The organism is uncultured Jatrophihabitans sp. (genome assembly GCF_964252635.1).
Lineage (GTDB): Bacteria > Actinomycetota > Actinomycetes > Mycobacteriales > Jatrophihabitantaceae > Jatrophihabitans.
Genome location: NZ_CAXUNP010000011.1, coordinates 80539 through 102311, shown reverse-complemented (window position 1 = coordinate 102311; position 21773 = coordinate 80539). Strand labels below are relative to the sequence as shown.

Below are 21773 nucleotides of genomic sequence, written 5' to 3'. Positions count from 1 at the left end.
CCCGGAAGGCGGCGCCGGGGTGCCGCCGGTGGGCGGGACGGGCGCGGGGTCAGCGACCTGGTCCTTGAGGACGGCGAGCAGCTTGCCGCCGTCGACGACGCCCCAGCCGGTGACGTTGTCGCGGCCCGGGCCGGCCCGGTAGGCGCCGTTGTCGCCGGCGGTGACGTCGAAGAACACCCCGAGGTTGGTGGCCAGCAGGTTCAGGAAGTCGGTGCGCTTCCCGAGCGGCTCCCCGATCGCCTCGGACAGAAGCGCGACGAGACCGGCATAGAGCGGTGCGACCGCGCTGGTGCCGCCGATGACGGCCCGTTGCCCGTCGATCGTGACCTGGTAGCCGGTGGTGGGGTCGGCGTTGCCGGCGACGTCGGGGACCTGCCGGCCCGGGAAGTGCCGCGACACTCCCCCACCGGTGGCGGAGGTGGTGTCGTCGTCGTCCCAGGTCGTCTCGGTCGACCGCTGCCCGTTCGCGTCGACGGTGAGGCGGGTGCCGCCGCAGGCGATCACGTTGGGGCTCGAGGCGGGGAAGTCGACCGTCGGGGTGCTGGTGCCGTCGTCGGAGCCGGAGTCCCCCGCGGCGACGAGCACGATCACGCCGGCGGCCCGGGCAGCGGCCAGCGCGGCGTCGAACTGGTCGAGGGAGGCGGCCGACCAGGACGTCTCCGGGCCGCCCCAGGAGATGGAGACGACGTTGCACTCGGCCGCGGCCTGCTTGATCGCGGCGAGGAACCCCGCGTCGGTGTTCGGGGCGAAGTACACCCGGAAGGCGGCGCCGGGGGCGACGGACGAGGCGACCTCGATGTCGAGCTGCACCTCACCGTCGGCGCCGTTCACGCCGTCGAGGGCGTTCTTCCCGCCGTCGACCGCAACGGCGGTCAGGTTGAGGTGCGGGAAGTCCGATGGCCGGTACCCTCCACCGAGCTCGACGAGGCCGACGGTGACGCCCTTGCCGGTCACCCCGGTGGGGTAGTTGTAGGCGTGGGCGACCTGGCTGGCGGTGAGGCTGGCGGTCGCGGCGTGGGGGCGGCGGACGAGGCTGCGTGCGGTCACGGCGCTGATGCTCCGCAGCACCGTCCGCTCGGGTTACGGCGTGCGCGGCATCGTGAAGTGGGCGCAGTCGTACTGGCGGTACGCGGCCTGCGCGCCGGGACTGCCGGCGTCGGGCGGGATGACGGTGCACACCAGCTGCCGGATCTGGCGCTGCGTGTCGTCGTGCTGCTGATTCCGCACGTGCGTCGCGCTCGGCACGTGCACCAGCAGGTAGTAGAACAGCAGGCACCCAATCGCGGCCAGCATGACGATGACAGCGAACATCACCATCCAGAACGTCTTGCGTTTCGACTTGCCGCTGAGGGTCTCGGCAACCAGCGGCGACTTCCCCTTGAGGTTGCTCAGGTCGTCGAGCTCGTCGCGCAGCGCCTGCAGCGCGAGGTCAGAATTTGACATCGGTCAGCGCCTCCCGGCCGTCCTCGATGCGTGATGGGTCGTATTTCGCGCGGATGGAGAACACCTCGAGGGCTTTCACGCGGCGGCGCAGCATGCGGATCTGCCGGATGGCGGCGGTGAGGTCGGTCGGCGGGGTCCAGTCGTCGTCGGCGTCGACGCTGTCGCTGTTGAGCGCGATCGGTGGGGGCGCGGGGGTCGTGACGGGCTGGTTGCGGTGGAACTTCGGCAGCACCTTGACCAGACCGGTGACCGCGACGACGAACGACCCGATGGCGAGTAGCAGCGCGGTGACGACACCGAGGGCCGGCAGCGGGGTCGGTGAGGCCCCGCCTTCGGCGACGATGCGCGCGACGTCATGCCACACGTCACTGCATCTGTGTTGGCGTGGGTCGGACGGCGATGTCCTCTCGGTCGGGTGACAGCACGATGGAGGCGAACGCGAACCCCATCACCGTGGCCCAATAGATCATCGAGCCCCAGGTCAGCACGCCGGTCGCGGCCCACGAGAGCGCGAACCCGATCACCGCGGCCGCGGCGAACAGGACGGCGAGGAACAGGGCCGCCATGACGGTGTTCCAGTAGATCGGCCGGTGGTGCGCCATGGGTGACACTGCGTGGGCGAGCAGCAGCCCGATGGCCAGCATGATGCCGCCGTAGGTGTGTTGCCCGCCTGGTAGGTGCTGGATGGAGGCGAACGCGCCGGGGACGCTGGTCGCGCCGAGTCCCCTGATCAGGTAGGGCGCGCCGAACCCGATGAGGATCAACGCGATGCCGGTCACGACGAGAGCCCAGTAGGCGTTTGATCGGCGTATCGGGTCGGCGATTCTGTGTAGTCGGCCCATGACGTTCACGGTAAGAACCTCCGTCCGTGATCAAAGTCCGGCGAGGTGTTTCGTGCGGGCGATGCTGGCGAGCAGGCTGTCGTCGGCGACCGCGTAGGGCGTGAGGGTGGCCTGGCCGGTCGTGTCGTCGTAGTCGAGCTGCCCGATGGGGACGTCGAAGGTGGGCGTGAATCCGTCGCCCGGGGTGAGGTCGATGACCCGGATGGTGATGTTCGCGTCGAGGGTCGCGAGGTCGGTGATGGTGGCGCCGCCGAGGGTGTACAGCTGGCCCGGGAGGATCGTGAACCCGCTCGTCCACGGCAGCCCGTTCGCCGCCTGCCGGGCGAGCAGCGCTTGCGCGACCGACAGGGCCTGGGCGGAGGTGAGCGCGCCGAGGCTGGACAGGTCGACCGAGTCCATGATGGTGCCGTAGCGGGCGCGCAACGCGGCCGTGGCGTAGGTGATGTTGTGGAACGTGTTGGACCCGTCGGTGTAGCTGTAGGCGATCGCGGTGGCGTACCCGTCTAGGGTGCGGGCCGGCAGGTCGGTGGCGGCGAGCAGCAGCGTCACCGGCGGCGGCGTCGTGCTGGTGGTGACGCGGCTGTCGTTGTCGAGGTTCCAGTACTGGCCTTGCTGCACGATGCTGCCGAGGAGCCCGTCGATGCTGGCAGAGAGGGAGTCGCCGGCCCCGATGGGGTTGAGCAGCGTGGCGGGCCGGGTCCAGGGCAGCCCGTCGGCGATCGCGGTGTCGACGGTGGTGTTCATGGAGGCGTAGATGTTGCCGCTGGTGGCGTGGGCTTGGTAGTCCTTCGCGAGCGCGGCCGCGCCGGTGCCGGTGCATTGCCACGGCAGGCCGGGGATGGGCTGCTCGAGCCGGCCGCGCCACACCCGTTTCGTGCCGGAGTAGGCGTCGAGCATCGCGCCGCCTTGCATGCACGGGTGCCGCAGGTCGGGTTGGGCGATGAAGTCGAACTCGGCGGAGGTGGGGCCGCCGGGGTTGTTCTTGGTGTGGCGCCAGTTCGCGACCTGTCCGAGCTGGTCGAGCCAGGCGGTGACGGTGCCGTCGCGGGTGGCGGCGCGGACGCGGATCACGAAGTCGCTTCCTGCTGCCACCTCGGGTAGTAGGTGACGTTGCCCTGCAGCGCCCCCTCGGGGGAGAACAGCATGACGACTGAGTCGCCGGGGTTGGCGAGCAGCACCCCGGCGCGGGTGAGGCTGGCGCCGACGGAGTGGGCGTCGGTGCGGTCTGGGGCGGTGCCGGTCCAGACGCCGCCGAGCGCGACGGTGGGGTCGGGTTCGTCGACCCAGTTGTTCGGGGTGGCGGCGGCGGTGGAGTCGACAAGGATGGTTTGGCCGCGGGTGTCGAGCAGCAGCACGTCGTTGAACGTGTCCGACCCTTGTGTGGAGGTGGCGGTGATGGTGGCGGGGGCGGACGATTCGGCCGGGTAGGCGACGAGCGGCAGCGTGACGTCGCCGAGGTAGAACAGCGTGTTGGGGGTCGCGCTGATCGGCGCGGTCACGGTGGCGGTCTGGCCGGCCTGGGCGATGGTGACGGTGACGATTCGGGGGGTGCCGGTGGTGCCGCCGACGGTCGCTCCGGTGGCGACGTACACGCTGTAGGTGCCGGTGTAGTCGACCGACGGGTCGGTGGTGTAGCTGACGCCGGAGGGTTGGCCGGCGAGCGGGATGAGGGGTTGGGCGGTCAGCCCGTCGACCGGCGGGGTGTGAACCAGCCATGACCGGTAGGACGCGCCGCCTGCGTTGGCGAGCTGCAGGTTCAGGGGCGCGCGTGCGGTGCCCTGCACCCCGGACAGCAGGTACACCCCGCCTTGGGCGTCGGTGACGCCTGCAGCGGCCGCAGGGAACATCCGCAGGTCGTCGAAGTAGACCGCAAACGTGGTGTTGTAGGTGAAGGTGACGGAGCCGTGGGCGGTGCTGGGCGCGCCAGCGCCGCGAGTATTGGAGCTACCGGTCAGAGATGCGTCGGTGTAGTTCGACCCGCCTCCGCCGCCGCCTGACCGGCCGTTCAAGGATCCACCGCCACCGCCGCCGCCAAACCATCCGCCGCCACCGCCGCCGCCCGAGAATGCGCCGCTCGTGTTGTGGCCTGATCCGTGACCGCCTTGCATCGATGAGCCCGCGGTTGCCGCACCGGACAGGCCGGCGCCGGTTGCGCCTGCTGCGCCTCCTCCGCTTTGGGTTCCGCCGCTGCCAGCTCGGGCTCCGTTGGTGCCGTTGACGCCGGACGCGCCGATTGTGCTGCCGCCAGCACCGCCGCCCGCCGACGACACGGGGTTGCGTCCGGCTCCGCCGCCGCCGCCCGCGCAGGCCAGCAGGTTGCCGGACACGGCGTCGGCGATGCTGGAGCAGCCGCCGCCGCCGTAGCCGCCTGCGCCGCTCGTCATGTTGCCGCCCGCTCCGCCCCCGTTGTAGCCGCCTGCGCCGCCCGCTGAGGTCGTTGGAGTGCCGCCGGCGCCGCCGGCCAATACGTTCAGCTGTTGACCTGGTGAGACTGGGATTGTGCCGGTTACTCGCCCGCCAGCGCCGCCACTGCTGCCGCCCCCACCGGCGCCCTTGACGGTCGCGGCGAGCGTGGTGATGCCAGGTGGGACGGTGAAAGTCTGCGGCCCGCCTGTGTAGGTGAAGGTCTTGGTGATCGTCGATGTGCCGCGCGGTACGAGCCGCGGGGTGGTGAGTTCCCAGCCGGTGACGTTCGCGCCGACCGGCACGGCGGACATGTCGAACGTGACGGCGGTCCACGTGTCCGAGCCGGGTGAGGTGCCGGACGACTGTGGCGCGGAGAACGTGCCTTGATCGGTGATGAGCGTCAGCCACCAGTCGCCGATCGCCGACACCGCCTGCGCCGCGGACGTGCGGACCCGGACCGTGACGGCCGACGGCGGGAACGTGACGGGGATCGAGATGCTGTCCGTGTTGGTGACGGTGAGGACCGTCGGTTCGGCGACGTAGCTGACCGCGAGCGAGTCGGTGCCCTCGTAGGCGGGGACGGGTGCGGCGTGGACCGCCGTCACCAGACCGGGGTCCGCCGTCGCGGTGACGGGCGGGGGTTCGACGTTGAACCCGGCGATCTGCACCGACTCTCCGGACAGCGGGATGGTCTGCGGGTTCGGTGACCGGCCGAACGGCAGCGCGGCGCACGTGATCTGCAGCGACTGGGCCAGGCCCTCGTCTTCCTGCCGGATCCCGGCGGAGGTGATGGTGACGGTCGCCCGGTAGCAGTCGTAGATGACAGGCATCCCGCCGGCAGGGACGAACGTCAGCTCCCACGACCGGCACGACACGGCGGTCAGCAGCGTGTTCACCTGGGTCGCGAGGTCGACCCGGTCGACGCCGTGCACGATGACGGGGATGGCGGGTGACCGGTTCCCCGCGCCGTCGCCGTACACCGCGGCCCCGTCGAGGACCGACGCCTGGATGCTCGACAGGGTCGGTTCGGCTGCGCTGCGGTCCCAGCCGGTCGCGAGCCGCACCGGCGAGGTCGGGTCGAGCAGGTCGAACGGCCCCACGATCAGCGACGACCGGTCGAACGTGCAGGGCAGGGTCACGCCCTAGATGCTCAGTACTGGCGTCCGGCCGGCTGGCTGCGGCCCAGCAGGGTGGCGCCGCGGGAACCGTGGTTGAGGCTGTCGACGACGTCGGCGCCGATGCCGGTGATGGCGGCGAGCATGTCGAGCTTGCGGCTGATCTCGGCGAGCAGCGGGGTGTTGTCGACCGCGGTGGCGGCGGTGCTCACAGGAGCGGTGCGGATCGTGCGGCCGAAGTCGAGCGTCTTACCCGCGTTCATCGCCTCGAGCAGCGGAGCGTTGCGATGCGCGTCGCGGGCGTTGACGGTGAACTCCCCGTCGGAGTGCCACTCCAGGATCGAGTCAGAGATCGACGAGCCGGGCCCGCGGGACCAGCCGCCGCCCGCGTGATGCGCCGCGCCCCGCACCCGCGCGGCGATCCGGTCGATGTGCACGATCAGGGTCTTCGACCGGCGGTCATCGCCGGCGATCTGCTGTTTCAGCAGGTTGACCTGGTCCTGAGCCGCCTTCCACTGCTTGCCGTTCAGCGTCTGCGCCGCGGTGTACCCGACGCTGCCGGCCAGCGACTGCACCGAGTTGAACGACTTCAGGTAGGACGACACCTGCGACTTCGACGCCCCCGCCAGCGCGGTCAGTAGCGAGTCGGCGGCAGGGCCGCCCTCGGCGAGCTGCTTGTACAGCGTGCCCGTGACCCCCTCCTTCGACAGCTTCGCCAGCTGAGACTTGCGGCGGCTGAGCAGCGACGCCTGCCCGACGAGCGCCGTCTGCGACTGCGCGAGAGAGAACCCGCCGAACCCCTGCCCGGCCGACAGCGGGTCGAACCCCTGCAGCTGCGCCTGCGTGACGGTCGACTTCTCGTCGTAGTAGGCGCTGATCGCGTCGGTCAGCTTCTGGTACGCCGTCTCCGACTCGGCCTTCGCTGGGGTGCCGAGCCGCGCTGCCAGGCCCGCCCGGTTCCGGCTGACGCTGTTGAGCTTCGCGAGGTCGGTGTGTACGGCGGCGAGCTGCTTGCGTGACGCGCCGAGGGTGCGGAGGTCCTTGGTCAGGGCGTTGCCGGCGGCGGTGATGGTGGCGACGGACTTCCCGAGGGTGGCGTTGAACTTGGGGATGTCCTGGCCCAGCTTCTGGTAGGCCCGCACGACCGCGTTCTGCGCCGCGCGCTGCGTGGCGTAGGAGATGCCGCCGACAGTCACCGGGCCGCTCGACAGCTTCCCGGACTTCAACTGGCCCAGGAACGCGGCGGCGGCCGACTCACGCTTCTGGCGCGCGGACCCGTCGCTGCCCTCATAGTGCTGGTCGACGTAGGCAGCGGCCGCGCGGGCGCTGGTGGCGTGCTGCAGAGTGTGGAGCGTGCCCTTGTAGCCGCCGGTCAGCTCACGTTTGATCATCGCTAGCTGGACGGCCTGCGACGTCCACGACTTGTGCATGCGGCTGGCCAGCGCCTTGAGCTCGGTGAACCGACCAAACTGCCACTGCTGCAGCCCGTGCGCCGGACCCGAGGACGGGTTCAAGCTGCCCCCGGACTCGATGCGGGTGTTGCCGAGGAACCCCGCGATTCCCGCCTTCGTGGCACCGAGCGCGGCGAGCTCGCGGGCGATCGCGGTGTAATTCCCCACGGCGCCGCCAGAGGCAAAGCTGAGCAGGCCGCGGCGGGCCATGCTCCGCATCCGGTACATGGCGCCCTGGCCGCCGATATCCCGCACTTCGGCCGCGGTCCACACGTGCTCACCGTTTGACAACCGCGCCAGGATGCTATCCGACGTGCCGGTACCCGCACCCTGGATCGCGCCGCCCGTCGCGTGCCGGCGGATGCCGTTGTTGTCGACTACGACGGTCGCCTGGTAGTAGCCGTTGGCTACCGCCAGGATCTTGGAGCGCGCGCCCGAGGTGTCGGCGTCGAGGTGAACGGTCGCGTTCCACGGGTGACCCGTGAGGTAGGCGAGCTGCGTCCCGATCTTGTTGAGGACGGTCACGACTGGGTTGGTGCCGGCGGCTTCAATCTGTGTGCGGACGCGTGACGGGACGCCGAGGTACTTGTTCGTGAGCGCCTGCGCGGCATCCTTCGTCAGGCCCAGCTTCTGCAGCTGCGCGACGAGGCTGTTCTCGACGCCCTTGTACTGGGTGACGGCGGCGGCCGAGGCGCGGCCAGCGCCCTGGGTTGCCAGCAGGTGCTGGTAGGTGCCGGACGCGGCGTTCAGCGCGGCCGTCTGGATGGACTGCAAGTTCGAGATCAGCGGCGCGGCGGCCGTCTTGCCGTAGCTGATCGTCCCGTTCTTCAGGTCGACGATGGAGCGGAGGAACGTCCCGGTCGACTCGCCGCCCTTGCCAGTGCTCTTCGCCGCGCTGCGGATGTCGGTGCCAAGCTGCGCCGTCGCGGTGGCGGCGGCATTCATGGTGGAGGCGTAGGACAGCGCGTCGCCCGCGTTCGCCTTGAGAATCGCGCTGATCAGCGACGCCCGGTCCGCCGCGGTGCCGGCCGTCTTGGCGAACGACTGCAGCTCCGAGAGGAACTCGGATCCGCTGGCGGTGGCCGTGTTGTAGGCCCGTGCGACGTTGTTCACGGCGGCGTTCACGACGCTCTGGCTGGCCGCGACGATCCCGTTCTTGCTGACGACGAAGCCCGCCATCGACGCGTATTGCTGCGCCGCTTCGGTGCCGAGATGGGTCGCGACGGTCGTCTTCTGCACCGCCGCGGCGGTGCCCGCGAACGCCTTTGTGTCGTTGAACTCCTTCTTGACCGAGGCGCTGAGAGAGCTGTACTGGGTGTTGAGGTGCTTGATCGCCTGCTCGGCCGCCTTCGCAGCCGGGGTGAGGACCGACTTGGTGTCCGAGACCCAGACGGTGCCGTCCTTCACCACTCCCTGCAGGCGGGAGCGGAGCTGGTCGAGCGGCTTGCCGCCGGACTGGATTGCCTCGACGAACTGCTTGCCCGTGATGGCACCGGTCCGAAGACCCTGGTTGACGGCGATCAATTCCTTCGAGACGCCGTCGCTCTTGAGCTGGTCGGTGATCGTGCCGACCAGTTCCGACTGGCTCGGCGCGCTCGACAGGACGTCGCTGTACGCCTTGACCGCGTTCGACGCCTCCTTCGAGGCGCCGGCCGACTTGTGGAACATCGAGATGACCGCGAACACGCCGAGCGCGGCCGCGCCGATTGGGCCCGCCAGACCAGCCCACCCGGCCTCCGCCGCCTCGCCCGCACCCGCGACCGTCGCCGCAGCGCCCTCGGCCTCGGCGCCGATGCTGGCGGCCGCGACCCCCGTCTCGGCGGCCGCCGCGGTAGCCGAGCCCCCCATGCGGGCCCACCCGGCCGAGATGGCGTCCTGGGCGTACGCGGCCTTGAGCTGCAGCGTCTCGAACCCGGACCCGACGAGTGAGATCAGGCCGACCGCGGCTCGAGCGGCGACCTGGCCCAGGAACAGCCCGGCCCAGGCGGCGGCGACCACCTTGATCACCGGCGCGATCGCGGACAGCGCGGACGCGATTCCGTGCAGAGCGAACGCCGCCCCGACGGCCGCGCCGCCGAAGGCGACGAACACGGGCTTGAGCGCGGACCCGACCTCGCTCGCGACGTGCATTAGGTCGTGTAGCGCTCCGCCGAGCTGCCCACCGATGACGGTGACGACGGGCAGCGCGGCGGTCGCCATGCGGACCGCGTCAGCTTGGAACCCGGCGCTCAGCTCCTGAAACTGGAACTTGGCCGTCTTCGTGGTGGCGGCCCACCGGGCGCCGAAGCTCTGCGCTCCCTTCTGCGCCTCGGCGTACTTGGTGTTGAGCCGGTCGATCTCGCCCATCAGCACGCCGACACCGGCGCCGGCCCGCTTCCCGAACGCCTGCGTGATGAACCCGCCGACCTTGTTGCCGGTGACGCCGGCGGCCGTCATGTGCCGCTCGAGGTCGTTCATCGCGTACACGAGGCCGTGCTTCTGCATCGCGTCGCGCAGGCTCGTCATCGACAGGCCCACCTGCTGCAGCGCCGCAGCGCCGCCCTTCGCGGGTAACGCGAACCCCATCAGGGTCTGCCTTACGGCGGTCGCGGCGTTCGCGCCTCGGATGCCATTGTCACCGAGGGTGGCGAGCACGGCGGCGACGTCGCGCAGCGACGCCCCGAAGCCCTTGGCGGTGGACAACAGACCGCCGGACAGCGCCTCATTCAGGTCGCGGAGCCGCATGTCGCCGGTACCGACGGTGGCGATCATGAACCCCATCGCCTGCTGCAGGTTCTGCACACCGTGAATGCCGGACGCCATCGCGATCGTCATCGTGTTCGTGGTGTCTTCGACGCTGGCCATGCCGATCTTCGCGCCCTGGGCGCCGACGCGGAGGGCGTCGAGCGCGTCTTTGCCGCGGAGCCCGTTCTGCTCGACGTGGTACAGCGCGTCGGCGAGCTCGTCAGGGCCGGTAGCGAGCGGGCCCGCCATCTTCAGCACCGCGCTGCTCATGGTGCTGACCTCGGCGGCGGACGCGCCCGCGTTGGTCTTGATCAGCAGCATCTTCTGCTGGAAGTCGCCGGCCTCCTTGCCGATATCGATGGCCTTCTTGACCGCCTCGAACCCGCCGACGACCAGCCCCAGCTCGCCCGCTGAGCGGATGAGGCCGCCGAACCGGCCGGACAGCAGCCCCGTCGAGGCAGTCGCTTCCTTCTGCGCGGCGGCGAGGGACCGGGACGACCCGATCAGAGTTGCCTGCGCCGACGCGGCACGCCGGTAGGCCACCGAAGAGGCGTCCGTCTCCCCGGCGGCGCGTGACTGGGCGACCGATTGACGCAGCGTCGCCTGAGCGACCCGGTCGGACACCCCGACGAGCTCGCCCATGACGCCGCTGAGCCGCGCGCTCGCGTCAGCCTGCGCCTTCGCCGCGTCCGCGTCGGTAGTGCGCGTGCGGGTAGACCGCTCCGTGGACTTCGTGACCCTCTCGGTGGCGGCCGCCTGCTGCGCCGAGGCCTGCACCGTGGCGGCAGTGACGGCCCGCAGCTGCGCGACGGTCTCGACGCCCAGGGTCTTCATCCCCGCCAGGGCAGTTTTCGCCGCGGCCTCGGCGAACGCCTCTCCTGAGGCGGCGCCCGCGCGGCCCCACATAGCGGGCCACGTGTCCAGCGACTTCTGGATCTCAGTGCCCAGGGCCTTCACCGCCGGGGTGACGCTCTCGCGAGCTTCGCGGCCAAACGCAGCCACGTCCGCGGTAATGACGACGCGCGCACCGCCCACTACGCCGCTGGTCACGCGCCGATTCTCAGAACCGGCGTCCGGGCGGGCGAGCTAACCGCGGTCGAACCTGGGGTTTGTCTCTATTTCCAAGCTGTCGAGATCGTTACAGACAGCGGCCAGCTCACGATCCTCGAGCAGTGCCGCGGCTCGATACCGGCGAGCAAGTCCGTCCACGCCCACCGTCTCAAGAAAGTTGGCGAATGCCCGGAAGTTTTCTCGAATAGCCGCCACGCACAGTAATGCCAGCCGTTGGTTCCCCGGATTCGAAGTGAGCTTCTCACCAGCTCGCCTCAACCGAGCTCTCGCTCGCACCACGTCCTCTTTGTGTACCTCGTAATCCGCGCTGCGCTTCTCGTCCCACAGACCCGCGTCCACGAGTCGATCGACGGCCCTACCAATGACCACGCCGATCTCTTCGCTCTCACCCATGACAATCCCTTCTATCAGCCCCCGGCAAACGCCGCCATTGACTCGGCGAGCAGCTCGTCGTCGCTCCACCCCGCCGGCGCCGGGGCGATCGCGCCGAGGTCAGGGTCGACGACACGCGCGGCGATCTGCTCCGCCGTCGTGACGGCCGCGCGCAGCAGGATCGCCGACAGGTCGGCGCGGACGATCGACAGGTGCGGGCGTTGCAGCACCCGCTCCCACTCCGCCGCCTGCTGCTCGGTCTGAATCTGCTCCCTGATCCACGACTCGACCGCGTCGAAGAACAGCCGCGGCGGCAGGTCGTGCAGGTCGCCGCCGGTGGCTAGCGTGTACCGGCCCGAGATGCGCCGGAGCGCGAGCGGGCCGGCCGCGGCGAGGATGCGGCCGGCGACCCAGTAGGGCGCTCGTCGCCCACCTCGGGGGCGTCGTCCATCCACGACTGCAGAATCTGGGTGACGAGCGGCACGAACGCGTCGAGGTCGAGGTCGTCCTCCGGGTCAGACAGGCGCCGCTGGATCCACTCACGGCCAGTCGGGCGTCCCGTGTCGGGGTCGGCGGGAGTCTGCTCGATGTACCCCACCATCGTGCCGGTGTAGGTCATGATCACGCGGTAGTTCTCGCCCTCGTCCCACGGCCGCGACGGGTCGATCAGGTTCGAGATCTGCCCCAGCACGATCGACTTCGGCCGCAGCAAGTAGTAGGTGTCACCGTCGATCGTGAACGGTTTCTTGTCCTTGCTGGTCAGCTTCCGCTTCCCGGTGGTGGTGATGGACGGCTGACCGGCGATCGCAGCCTTACGCGTGTTGCTCATCGGACTCTCTTCGGCTCAGGAACCAGTGATGGGGTCGCGGGTGATGCTCCGGATCGGCGTCCGGGTCAGCTCGCGTGGGCAAATCCGCCTGGACCGAAACATTTGATGCAGCGGCGGTGCCCGTCGTAGACCCGGGTGTTCTGCGGGGTGTACTTGTGGCCGCGAGAGCAGTGCGTCTTGCGGGAGTTGGCATGCCGGCCCTTGGTGACCATGTCGGCGACGTTGTCCGGTTGGGTTCCGAGAAACAGGTGGTCGTCGCGCCAGCAGGGCGGGTTGTCGCAGCGGTGCAGCACGTTAGGTGTCTCGGCGGATGGTTGACCGTGCAACTCGATCCACGCGAGACGGTGCACCAATACGGACGGCGCATCCAACAGATGGACTATGCCGTAGCCACCTCGATTCGTTGCACCAGTCCACTCGAGACATTCGCCGCGCCAGACTGAGCGCCGCGCCAGGCGATCAAGCACTGGCACGATTACCTTCGGCTTGGGTGGCCGGTGAGCCGCCCGCCATTCGCGGTGGTAGCAGAGTTTGCAGCGTCCTGCGATCTGAGCTTTGCGCTCGCATTCGGACGTGCTGCACGTAGGGTCTGTCACGTCGGATCTCCCGGGATCTGGCCACGCCCCGGGGTCTGATCACCGCCGGGGCACCCCAGATCTTCCAAATCACCGTCCGAGACGCCACCTACGCGATGACGGCCACTACAGCATCCTGAAGAAACGGATTTGCCTTGGTCCCCGGGTGAGAAACCCGGCGACTGAACACCGGGCCGTCCGGACCCTCCCACGCGAGGACCCGCGCCGTCCTCGGCTCGATCACGTGCGGCCGGGTGCCCTCGTGCACGTACAGGGCGTACGGCGCGGTCGCTTCGACCGTCACCTCGACCCGCCCCCCGACGATGACCGGCGGGGTCATCTGAATCGACTCCTCGAGGTCACCGGTGCGGCCCTTGGGAGCGTTCTTCTTCGCGAGCTCCTCGACGAGCGCGCCCTTCTCCGCCATCAGCGCGACGATCGGCCCGTCCGGGCTCAGCGCCCAGGCTTCGAACGCGGCGGCGGAGATGTCGAGGACGACCTCAGCCACGCTGGCGGGCGGTCTTCTTCGCCGGCGTCTTCTTTGCGGGGACCGCGGTGGACCCGTCGGGTGCGACGTCGGCGTTCGGGTCGGTCGGCGGGTCTGCCGGACCGTTGTGGTCCCCGCCGTCGGCCGGCCGCTCGTCCTCGTCGCCGTTCGGCTCGGCGGGTCCGGACGCGTTCTGCTGCTCGCCCTGGTCGAGCTCGACCGGCACGTCGGCGTCGTCGTCGCCGAGGTTCACAACGATCCCCTGGCCGATGAGCGCGTCGACCATCTCCGTCCGTTCCACCTTCAGCACGGTCCCCGCCTTCGGGTGGCCGACGACGTCGCGGATGTACTCGATCTCGATCTTCCTGCGTGCCATGACGGCGTCCCTTCAGTTGACCATCGTGACGACGATGGAGGTGGTGATGAACCCGCCGGCGCATCCGGCGGCGTTGAGCGGCGCCCACTGGTCGACGACCTGTGCGTCGCACTGCAGCTCGAGCAGATCGGCCGGCAGGTCGCACTCGATCGCGTAGCGGACCGCAGCCCGGTCGACCGACGACGTGATGGCGCTGGCGGTGTACTCGGCAGGGTCGGGCGGGGCACCGCCCTCGTCGACCGGCGACGGGGCGCAGCGCAGGTGCCCGGCCTCGAGCCGGATCGCGTGCCCGACCGGGAGGTCGCCGGCGGGCCGGATGCTGCGGTCCTGCGCTACGTCCCCGTTCGTCGGGACTATCGACGCGACGCGGGTCCAGACGAGCCCGTCGCAGCAGTCGTCGGCCGGGATGGTCCGTTCAGCGCACACGAACGCCCGCCCGGGTGTCGCGTCGGCCGCGGCGAGACGGTCGAGGATGTGGCCGAGCAGCCGGTCAGCGAGCTGGAACGCCAGGTCGGGTTGCGGGTCGGCCACCGGTTCATCGTCGGCGGGGCCGTCCGGGTGGACCGGTCAGCCGTCGCCGACGTCGAGGGTCGGGCCGTACTGGCCGCGAAGCGCCAGCATCGACTCCCACCGCGCGACGACGGCTGCCATCGCCTCCCGGAACGACGGGAACGCGTTGGGCTCGTCGAGCGGCGACGCGACCCATCTGTCGGTCGCGGGACGGTCCGGGCGGACGTGACCGATGACGTGGCCGGTGCCGTCCAGGATCTCGATGACGCCGCCGGGCCGGATCCGTTCCTGGTAGCCGTCCACGTGCTCGACGGTAGAGCTGGGGGCCGCCACCCTGTCTACGGTCTAGGGCCGCGGGCCGGCTTGTTCCGCCACCCCGCCCCGGTGACCATCTGCAGCCCGGGCGGCAGCCGCAGGTCCCCGGACGCCCACGCACCGACGTACCAGGACGGCCAGCGTGGCGGCCCGGGCCACGCGCGGTCCTCGGCCGGCAGCTCGATGCGGGTCACGTCGCCGCTGCCGTGCACCCAATTCGGTTTCGACAGGGCCTGCGCCGGGATCCAGGCGGCGACCTCGAGTTCGTCGTCGACGTCGACCAGGCGGACGCGCATCGCGACGCAGCCCCACCAGCCGGTCGCATGGTGGCCCCAGGCGAGTAGAAACCCGGAGCCGGGCGGCTGGTGCAGGTGGACCGCCAGCGCCATCCCCTGATTAGAACACGCGCACCAATCTATAGGACGGTGCGCATCTGTGGATGACGAAGACGCCCCGCCAGCCGGTCAGGGCTAACGGGGCGGACTCTGCGCGCAATGCGCCGGGGCGATTTGAGGTTATCAGTAGTGACCGCCCTCGTTCGCGTATTGAGAGCGGCCCGCAAGTACGACGCCTAAGGTGGGCCCATAGAAGTGCCGAGACCCGTGTCCCATTCCGGTAAATCCGTTCTTGTCTTCCGTTGCCGCTGAACAATGGCCCGCAGCTTGTCAGCCGTTTCGTGAAGTCCACGGGGTGATGCGTTATGCATGCCGTAAGTCTGAAGGCGCAAGCCCCAGTCGACGTCCACGAAGCCAGCGTTCACGGCGTATACAGCGAGGCTGCGAACTCGGAGATTGAACCGCGCACGTATCTCCGCCGCAAGGTAGATGAACTCTCCCCGCTGTCGAGCACTGCGGTCGACCGAGCGGGCGGGCAGTTTGGACTCGGGATACTGGCCAGCCAGACTGTCCATTTCATCGGCAAGAGCAAGCGCATCTCGAAAGAAGGTCTCATCGTCATACTGCATAGGCGGGATGGGCGTTTCCTGTATTAGCGGGGAGGGCGGTGGCGACGCGTCATGCAGGTCCAACCACTGTCTGTAGGCACCCTCGATAACCAAAACAGCGACAAGCGCTAAGCCAACGGGCAGTGTCCACCGTAGCGGCACCCAATGCAGTATTGGCGGCACGCTCACCCCCGCGACAACCACAACCACCGCTGTCGCCGCGACGTACCTACCGTATAAGCGAGCCAGCTCGCTGAAACCCGTCACGACCGAGCCGTAGACAAAGGAAACGCGGCGCACGGCGAAATCATATTCACTATCCCCGCCAAACTGCGCCGCGTCCGACGATCACTTACGATCGTCGCCGACCGTGCGCTAGCCCCCTGGGAGATGCTGTGACTCAAACTGACGCATGGAGCCGCGCCCTCGGAGGCAACGACAGCACCATCGGCAGTGCCCCGGAACGTCGGCGGCGGCCCAAGCCCGCACCGGCCGTCACTTCGCCCGTTGAGCGTCGTCGCCGTGACATCCAGGGCATGCGCGCGCTTGCTGTGCTACTTGTCATCCTGTCGCACGTCTTCGACTGGCCCCGCGGCGGCTTCATCGGCGTCGACGTATTCTTCGTCATCTCCGGGTTCGTCATCACCCAGCAGCTGATGATTGGCCGCGATCGCACCGGCAAGGTGTCGTTCCTGGATTTCTACGCCCACCGGATCAAGCGGATCCTGCCGGCGGCGGTGCTGGTGCTCGCTGGCACCACGATTGCGGCCCGTAGCGTGTTCTACGCTTCCCGAGCCCACGACGTCGGCATCGACGCCCTTTGGGCGCTCGTGTTCGGCGCCAACTGGCACTTCGCCGACGTCGGCACTGACTACTTCGCCGCCCAGAACGCCCCGTCGCCGCTGCAGCACTTCTGGTCGCTGTCCGTGGAGGAGCAGTTCTACGTCGTGTGGCCCGCCCTGTTCGCGGTCTGCGGCGTGGCCGCCGCTCGACTGGTTCACCGGCAGGCGCGCACCCTAACCGCCGCGGTGGTGACGGTGCTGGTCGTCGTGTCCTTCGTCTGGGCGATGAATCAGTCCAGCAGCAACGCGACCGTCGCCTATTTCTCCACGTTCACCCGCGCCTGGGAGCTCGGGGTCGGCGTCGTCCTCGCGCTGGTCGCGGCACAGTTGGCCGCCATCCCGCACGCGGCACGTCCCGTGCTGCTGCTGGCCGGGCTCGCCGTAGTCCTTGTCGGCGCGTTCATCATTGACGACCACAGCCAGTTCCCTGCGCCCTGGGCGGCGGTCCCGGTCATCGGTACCGCGCTGATGATCGCGTCCGGTACCGGCCGGGAACCGGCCGTCGCCGGCTGGCCGCTGCGCAACCCCGTCGCCGTGTTCTTAGGCAACATCTCCTACGGCCTGTACCTGTGGCACTGGCCGCTGCTGATCATCCTGGCCGACGTCATGACCCCCGACACGGCCAGCTACTACATCGTGGTCCTCGGCGGCACGCTCGTCGGCGCGACGGCGTCGTTCTACCTGTTCGAGCAGCCGATCAAAAACTCCCGGTGGCTCAACCCCAAGCACCCCGCTCGCCGGCATCAGCGACACGACCCGCGAGGTGTCATCCTGGGCGACCTCGGCATCTCGCTGACGGTGCTCGTCACCCTCGCGGTCGTCGCAACCGGCCTGGTCGTGATCAACTCGAACGACTCCTCGGGACAACAGACCACCGCTTCCCTCGGCTTGGGCGCGGCGTCGACGGACGGCGCGACGACCGCCGCGCAGACGCCGCTGCAGAAGGCCATCACCGTCGCGTTGCGTGCCGACAACTGGCCGGAAAGGCTGACCCCGTCACTCGACACCATCAGCACGGTCCGGCCGCCGGAGGACTCGGCAGGATGCGACGACACGTCGACCACCGACCCGACGTCGTGTTTCTTCGGATCGCCGACGGCCAAGCACACCGTGGTGGTGTTCGGTGACTCGATTGCCCTGTCGTGGATCGCAGGTATCCGCGCTGCCCTGTCTCCGCTCGGCTGGTCCGTCCGGGGCGTCACCGAGTCAAGTTGCCCGGCAGCGAACGTCGTCACCGGTCAGATCGCGGGCCTGTCGAACTGCACGAAGCACCGCCAGTGGGCGTTCGGGCGCGTTGCGCAACTCCACCCTGACCTCGTAGTGGTGTCCGGCACCGAGGGAAAGGTGCACTCCCTCAGTGACCACGCGCAGGGTCAGGCGGCGAACGCGGAGTGGCAGAAGGGCATGACCGACACGCTGTCGCGGCTGACGAAATCGGCGAAGAGGACGGTCGTCCTCGCGCCCGTGTCTCAGGGCAAGAACATCCAGAGCTGCGCCACCCGGCTCAGCCACCCTGGGGACTGCATCTCCACCATCTCCGACACCTGGTACTCGATCTCTCAGGCCGAACGGGCGGCGGCGAAGACCACCGGTGCGACCTACGTCGACACCCGTTCCTGGTTCTGCAACCCGGACGGGGAATGCCCTCCGTTCGTCGGGAACATCTTGATGCGTCGCGACGAGGCGCACATTACCCCGCAGTACGCCCGGGCGTTGGCGCCTCAGCTGCGGTCCGTGCTGGCCAAGACGAGCTAGCTACACGTCGGCTTCGAGCGCCACCATGACGGCGACGTTGTTGGCCGTGGTCTGCCAGTTGATCGGGACCGAGGTCTGCGGGCCGCTGGACTGAGCGCCGCTCTTGAACGACACCGGGAGGTTGGCCGGCGCGGCGGTGGTCTGCACCGGGAACGTGACGGTGGTGTTGTCCGCCCAGATGGAGACGACGTACTCCCCGGGGGCGAGGGTGAACGCGCCGAGGTCGTAGCGGATTGACCCGGCGGCGGGGCAGGCCACGATCCCGGTGCTCTTCACGATGGTGGCGGTGCCGTCGCCGGTGCCGCTGAGCTTGCGGATGGTGAAGGCGACGTTCCCGGACGCGGCGCCGATGGTGGTGCGGAGGTACCGGAACGTCATGGTCTGCTCGACCGCGAACCGCATGCCGATCTCGACGTTCGCGGTGGGCCACGCGCCCACCGCGGCGGCCGGGACGAAGTACGGCACCATAATGTGCCGTTGGCCAACGACGGCGATACCGACGTTGTTGCGGGCGTCGATGTTCGAGCCGCCGTAGGTGCCGACGGTCTGGGTGGTGTTGCCCCGGAAGTCGTTGTCCACGACGGCGGTGTAGGTGCTGGTGTTGGACTCGGCGAACGGTTGGGCGCTGTTCTTGACCCGCATGCCGCGCATGGTGCAGCCGGTGGTGGCGATGAAGTTGACGCCGTAGCTGGCGGCTCCGTCAATGACGCCGCCGCGGAGCTGAACGTCGGTGCAGCGGTTGAGCAGGACGCCGCGGCCGGTGGGGTTCTTGATCTCGGCGTCAATGATGCCGCCGTCGGTGAGGTCGTCGCAGCGGATGGCGTCGGTGGTGGCCGCGGTCTGGGTTCCGACGACCCGGGGCTTGCCGAGTCGCACGTTCTTGGCCGCGAGGCTGGGCGTGGCGGTGGTGATGGTGCCGCCGGTGAGGGAGCCGGTGCCGAAGGTGAACGCTTTCCAGCCGAGGACGGAGGGGGCGGGGGCGAGGGTGACGGTGAAGGTGCCGGCTGTGCCGCCGGCGACGACGGTGGAGTCGCCGTTGGCGTTGCCGGTGGCGGTCGACATGTTGGGGAACGCGCGGATCGCGGCTTGGATGTCGGCGGCGAGGGTGCCGGAGGTGGCGCTGATGGCGGCGCTGTCGGTGTTGCTGACGGGGTCGTGGATGGTGAAGGTGCCGCCGGTCGCGGTGAGGGTGAAGACCTGGTTGACGGCGTTGGTGCCGCCCGAGACGTAGATCGGGGTGCCGTTGGGGTTGGTGACGGTGACGTTGTCCAGGCGGAGCCCGTCGACGCCCTGCATCCAGACGACGTTGCCGCCGATGTTCTGCACGTCAACGGTGAGCCCGTCGACGGTGATGTCGTACATCTTGTCGTCGTTGGGCGACGCGTCGTAGAACCAGATGGGGATTGACCCGGTCGTGCTGGTCTTGCGGCCGCCGATGTTGCTGAAGTGACCGTGCCGGACGCCGGTGGGAGATCGGGGGCCGACGGCGACCTTGAGCATACCGGCGGCGTTGGATTCAAGGACGCAGTTGGTGACCTCGAAGTGCTCGAGCCAGGTGCCATTGGCGGACTCGTTGGTGATGGCGAGGGCGTCGTCACCGGCCGTGATGATCATGTCGCTGATGGTGAAGTGGTGGCCGCCGTAGATGTGCAGGCCGTCGTTGTAGAGGGTGCCGCCGTTGCAGTTCCAGATGCCGTCGGTGACGGAGAAGAACGCGCAGTTCTTGAGCGTCGCCATCCAGTCGCCGTCGGCGTCGCGGATGTCGAGACCCTTGATCTTCAAGCCCAGGACGCCGATGAACGACAGGTGCTTGCCGGTGGCGGCGGCGTTCTTGCGGGCAATGTAGCCGCCCTCGATGACGATGTTGCTGTCGTGCAGGGCGCCGTCGTCGGTCATAGTGGCGTTGATCAGGGTGCCGCCGCCCGCGCCCGTGGTGGCGTGGTCACGGATCAGTCCGCTGTTCGGTCCGTTGAACCGCAGGTGGGTGTTGGCGGGCAGCGCGAGTGGGGCGGTCAGCCGTGGCGTGCCCATGACGAGCAGCGGCCGTTTCGCGGCGGCGGCTGCGTTCACAGCGGTCTGCAGGGCGGCGGTGTCGTCGTGGATCTTGTCGCCGACGACTCCGAACCCGATGTCGTGGAACATCCCGGTGACGGGGTGCATGCGGGCGCCGACGTTCTCGGTGACGAGCCGCTTCGACGGGTCCTGTGTCATCGCTGCCCTCAGATCGTCAGGTACGGGACACCGTCGGTGTCGTAGGCAACCGGGGACCCGGGGGGTGTGACGTACACGAGCGAGTTTCCGTCGCTGCCGACGGTAGCGACAAAGCCGGGGGTGGACCCGTTCGGGAGCTGCGCGGCCCCGATGTCCGACGGTGCCAGCCCGGTCGCCGTGATGGCCGCCTTGGTGACCTGGCCTCCGGCGCCGATGTCGTTGAGCAGGGACCATGCGGCGGCGTCAGCCGTGTAGGTGCCGAGCGAGACGTGGTCGCTGGTGGCTTGGACGACCTGGCCGGTGGGGTTGAGCACGACCCAGTTCGCTGGGTAGTGGGTGTAGGGCTGCCACCGCAGCGACGTCGGGGCCAAGGCGACGGGCGGGAACGTCGGGGAACTGACGATGACGGCGAAGCCCTGCGCGATGAGCGCGTCGACCTGCGGGGTCTGGACGAGCTGCAGCACGTCGTTGGTGTTGCCGTAGCCGGTGACGGGGCGGAGCAGCTGCAGGTAGATCGTGTCCCCGTCGGCGTGGGCAACGAACAGCTGCCGCGCCTCACGCACCGCGAGGCCCGTACCGGTCGACTCCGGTGCTGGTTGCTCGTCGACGACCTCGGCGTCGATGACGTCCCGTTCGTGCTCGCGGAACCGTGCGGCCGGGCGGCTGGCTCGTGCTCGGCGCGCCATGGTCAGCTCCCCCCGTAGGAGAACGGCTGCGGGTAGAGGTTCGGGTCGAGGTCGGGCGACCAGACGGCCGAGTCGGACGGGCGGGCCTTGGGGTTGACCTGCCGGGCCCACTGGTCGACCGCTGACAGGCCGGTGAAGCCGAGGATCAGCTGGTCGAGCTGCCGGTTGATGGTGACGCCGTTGCGGACGACGCTGGTGACGTTGGCCGGCAGCTTGCAGGTGTTCCCCAGGATGGCGGCGGCGAGCTCGCACGCGAGGATCCCGGCCGCGACCTGGCCGCCCGCCGGGACCGGGCGGCCGCGCGTGTATGTCACCTGCCACGTCCCGGCCTGCGTCGCGACGAGCGTGGTGTCCTGGCTGCGCGGCCATGCCTGTCCGTCGATGCGGACCAGCCGGTCGCCCTGCATCTCGTAGCCCGAGCTCGGCAGCACCGCCCCGGCGAGTCGCACCTCAGAGACGTCGACGACCGGGCCCGGCAGTACCGTCACCCGCGGGTCCGCTGCCGCCCGGGCCGGGTCGGCGGCGAGACCCGTACCGGTCAACGCGCGAGCGTACGACCCGAGACCGCAGCCGACCGGCCGTGGCGGCGGGTTCGTCCACTCAGGCCGCCACACGACGGTCCAAGTGCCGAACTGCCGCCCGGACAGCGACCACAGCCACCGCACGGCCGCGTCCTGCACCGCGGCCCACTGCTCCGGCGTGATGTTCGCCGGGCCGTCCGCGCCGCAGGGTCCGGCGACAACCGGCCACTCGAAGTCGGTGGCGTCGATCAGAGACGACATGACGACACCACCTCTCGAGCAGACCGGTCGTCCTCCGG

Annotated in this window: 20 protein-coding genes; 1 reads left to right on the top strand and 19 read right to left on the bottom strand. The window is 69.4% G+C overall.

All coding sequences use genetic code 11. The annotated features are described in order from the left end of the window. From ACFFCA_RS07520 to ACFFCA_RS07440, 17 genes are all read right to left on the bottom strand, one after another. Window positions 1-1047, bottom strand: a 1047-nt coding sequence (locus tag ACFFCA_RS07520) for a S8 family serine peptidase (protein ID WP_375483360.1), incomplete at its 3' end; no start/stop codon positions are given. A 33-nt stretch (window positions 1048-1080) separates the two neighbouring features. Continuing rightward, complete coding sequence (locus ACFFCA_RS07515) at window positions 1081-1443, bottom strand: hypothetical protein (protein ID WP_375483358.1); 363 nt, start codon at window positions 1441-1443, stop codon at window positions 1081-1083. Beyond that, window positions 1430-1807, bottom strand: coding sequence for a hypothetical protein (locus tag ACFFCA_RS07510; protein WP_375483356.1), 378 nt, complete (start codon window positions 1805-1807; stop codon window positions 1430-1432). The genes ACFFCA_RS07515 and ACFFCA_RS07510 overlap by 14 nt, the downstream gene beginning before the upstream one ends. Before the next feature lies 1 nt (window position 1808). Further along, complete coding sequence (locus ACFFCA_RS07505; RefSeq protein WP_375483354.1) at window positions 1809-2222, bottom strand: hypothetical protein; 414 nt, start codon at window positions 2220-2222, stop codon at window positions 1809-1811. A 93-nt stretch (window positions 2223-2315) separates the two neighbouring features. Then, the gene (locus ACFFCA_RS07500) at window positions 2316-3356 is read right to left on the bottom strand and encodes a hypothetical protein (protein WP_375483352.1); all 1041 of its coding nucleotides are present in this window, start codon (window positions 3354-3356) and stop codon (window positions 2316-2318) included. Further along, on the bottom strand, window positions 3353-5830 hold the full coding sequence (locus ACFFCA_RS07495) for a glycine-rich protein (RefSeq protein ID WP_375483350.1): 2478 nt from the start codon (window positions 5828-5830) through the stop codon (window positions 3353-3355). Before ACFFCA_RS07495 ends, ACFFCA_RS07500 begins: the two co-directional genes overlap by 4 nt. Window positions 5831-5841: 11 nt before the next feature. Beyond that, window positions 5842-11031, bottom strand: a complete 5190-nt coding sequence (locus ACFFCA_RS07490) for a phage tail tip lysozyme (RefSeq protein WP_375483348.1) — start codon at window positions 11029-11031, stop codon at window positions 5842-5844. A gap of 36 nt (window positions 11032-11067) precedes the next feature. Further along, window positions 11068-11445, bottom strand: a complete 378-nt coding sequence (locus tag ACFFCA_RS07485) for a hypothetical protein (protein ID WP_375483346.1) — start codon at window positions 11443-11445, stop codon at window positions 11068-11070. Window positions 11446-11459: 14 nt separating this feature from the next. Next, window positions 11460-11654 (bottom strand): hypothetical protein, encoded by a 195-nt coding sequence (locus tag ACFFCA_RS07480; protein WP_375483344.1) that lies wholly within the window; start codon window positions 11652-11654, stop codon window positions 11460-11462. A 110-nt stretch (window positions 11655-11764) separates the two neighbouring features. Beyond that, window positions 11765-12253, bottom strand: a complete 489-nt coding sequence (locus ACFFCA_RS07475) for a hypothetical protein (RefSeq protein ID WP_375483342.1) — start codon at window positions 12251-12253, stop codon at window positions 11765-11767. 65 nt (window positions 12254-12318) lie between these two features. Further along, complete coding sequence (locus ACFFCA_RS07470; RefSeq protein ID WP_375483340.1) at window positions 12319-12624, bottom strand: HNH endonuclease; 306 nt, start codon at window positions 12622-12624, stop codon at window positions 12319-12321. Window positions 12625-12937: 313 nt separating this feature from the next. Continuing rightward, a complete protein-coding gene (locus ACFFCA_RS07465) occupies window positions 12938-13336 on the bottom strand; it encodes an HK97 gp10 family phage protein (RefSeq protein ID WP_375483339.1) in 399 nt (132 codons plus the stop codon). Beyond that, window positions 13329-13691: a hypothetical protein gene (locus ACFFCA_RS07460; RefSeq protein WP_375483337.1), complete on the bottom strand. Its 363-nt coding sequence runs from the start codon at window positions 13689-13691 to the stop codon at window positions 13329-13331. The genes ACFFCA_RS07465 and ACFFCA_RS07460 overlap by 8 nt, the downstream gene beginning before the upstream one ends. A 12-nt stretch (window positions 13692-13703) precedes the next feature. Then, window positions 13704-14222, bottom strand: coding sequence for a hypothetical protein (locus tag ACFFCA_RS07455; protein ID WP_375483335.1), 519 nt, complete (start codon window positions 14220-14222; stop codon window positions 13704-13706). Window positions 14223-14258: 36 nt separating this feature from the next. Continuing rightward, window positions 14259-14504, bottom strand: coding sequence for a hypothetical protein (locus ACFFCA_RS07450; RefSeq protein ID WP_375483333.1), 246 nt, complete (start codon window positions 14502-14504; stop codon window positions 14259-14261). A gap of 35 nt (window positions 14505-14539) precedes the next feature. After that, the gene (locus ACFFCA_RS07445; RefSeq protein WP_375483331.1) at window positions 14540-14905 is read right to left on the bottom strand and encodes a hypothetical protein; all 366 of its coding nucleotides are present in this window, start codon (window positions 14903-14905) and stop codon (window positions 14540-14542) included. 182 nt (window positions 14906-15087) lie between these two features. Continuing rightward, window positions 15088-15759, bottom strand: coding sequence for a hypothetical protein (locus ACFFCA_RS07440; protein ID WP_375483329.1), 672 nt, complete (start codon window positions 15757-15759; stop codon window positions 15088-15090). A gap of 236 nt (window positions 15760-15995) precedes the next feature. Here ACFFCA_RS07440 and ACFFCA_RS07435 point away from each other — a divergent pair, with 236 nt between their 5' ends. Next, entirely contained in the window at window positions 15996-18056 is a 2061-nt protein-coding gene (locus tag ACFFCA_RS07435; protein WP_375483327.1) for an acyltransferase family protein, read from the top strand. 2219 nt (window positions 18057-20275) lie between these two features. On the opposite strand, the gene ACFFCA_RS07430 is transcribed toward ACFFCA_RS07435, so the two are convergent. Both ACFFCA_RS07430 and ACFFCA_RS07425 read right to left on the bottom strand, forming a co-directional pair. Next, the gene (locus ACFFCA_RS07430) at window positions 20276-20953 is read right to left on the bottom strand and encodes a hypothetical protein (RefSeq protein WP_375483325.1); all 678 of its coding nucleotides are present in this window, start codon (window positions 20951-20953) and stop codon (window positions 20276-20278) included. Window positions 20954-20955: 2 nt separating this feature from the next. After that, on the bottom strand, window positions 20956-21735 hold the full coding sequence (locus ACFFCA_RS07425; RefSeq protein WP_375483323.1) for a hypothetical protein: 780 nt from the start codon (window positions 21733-21735) through the stop codon (window positions 20956-20958). Window positions 21736-21773: the final 38 nt, after the last annotated feature.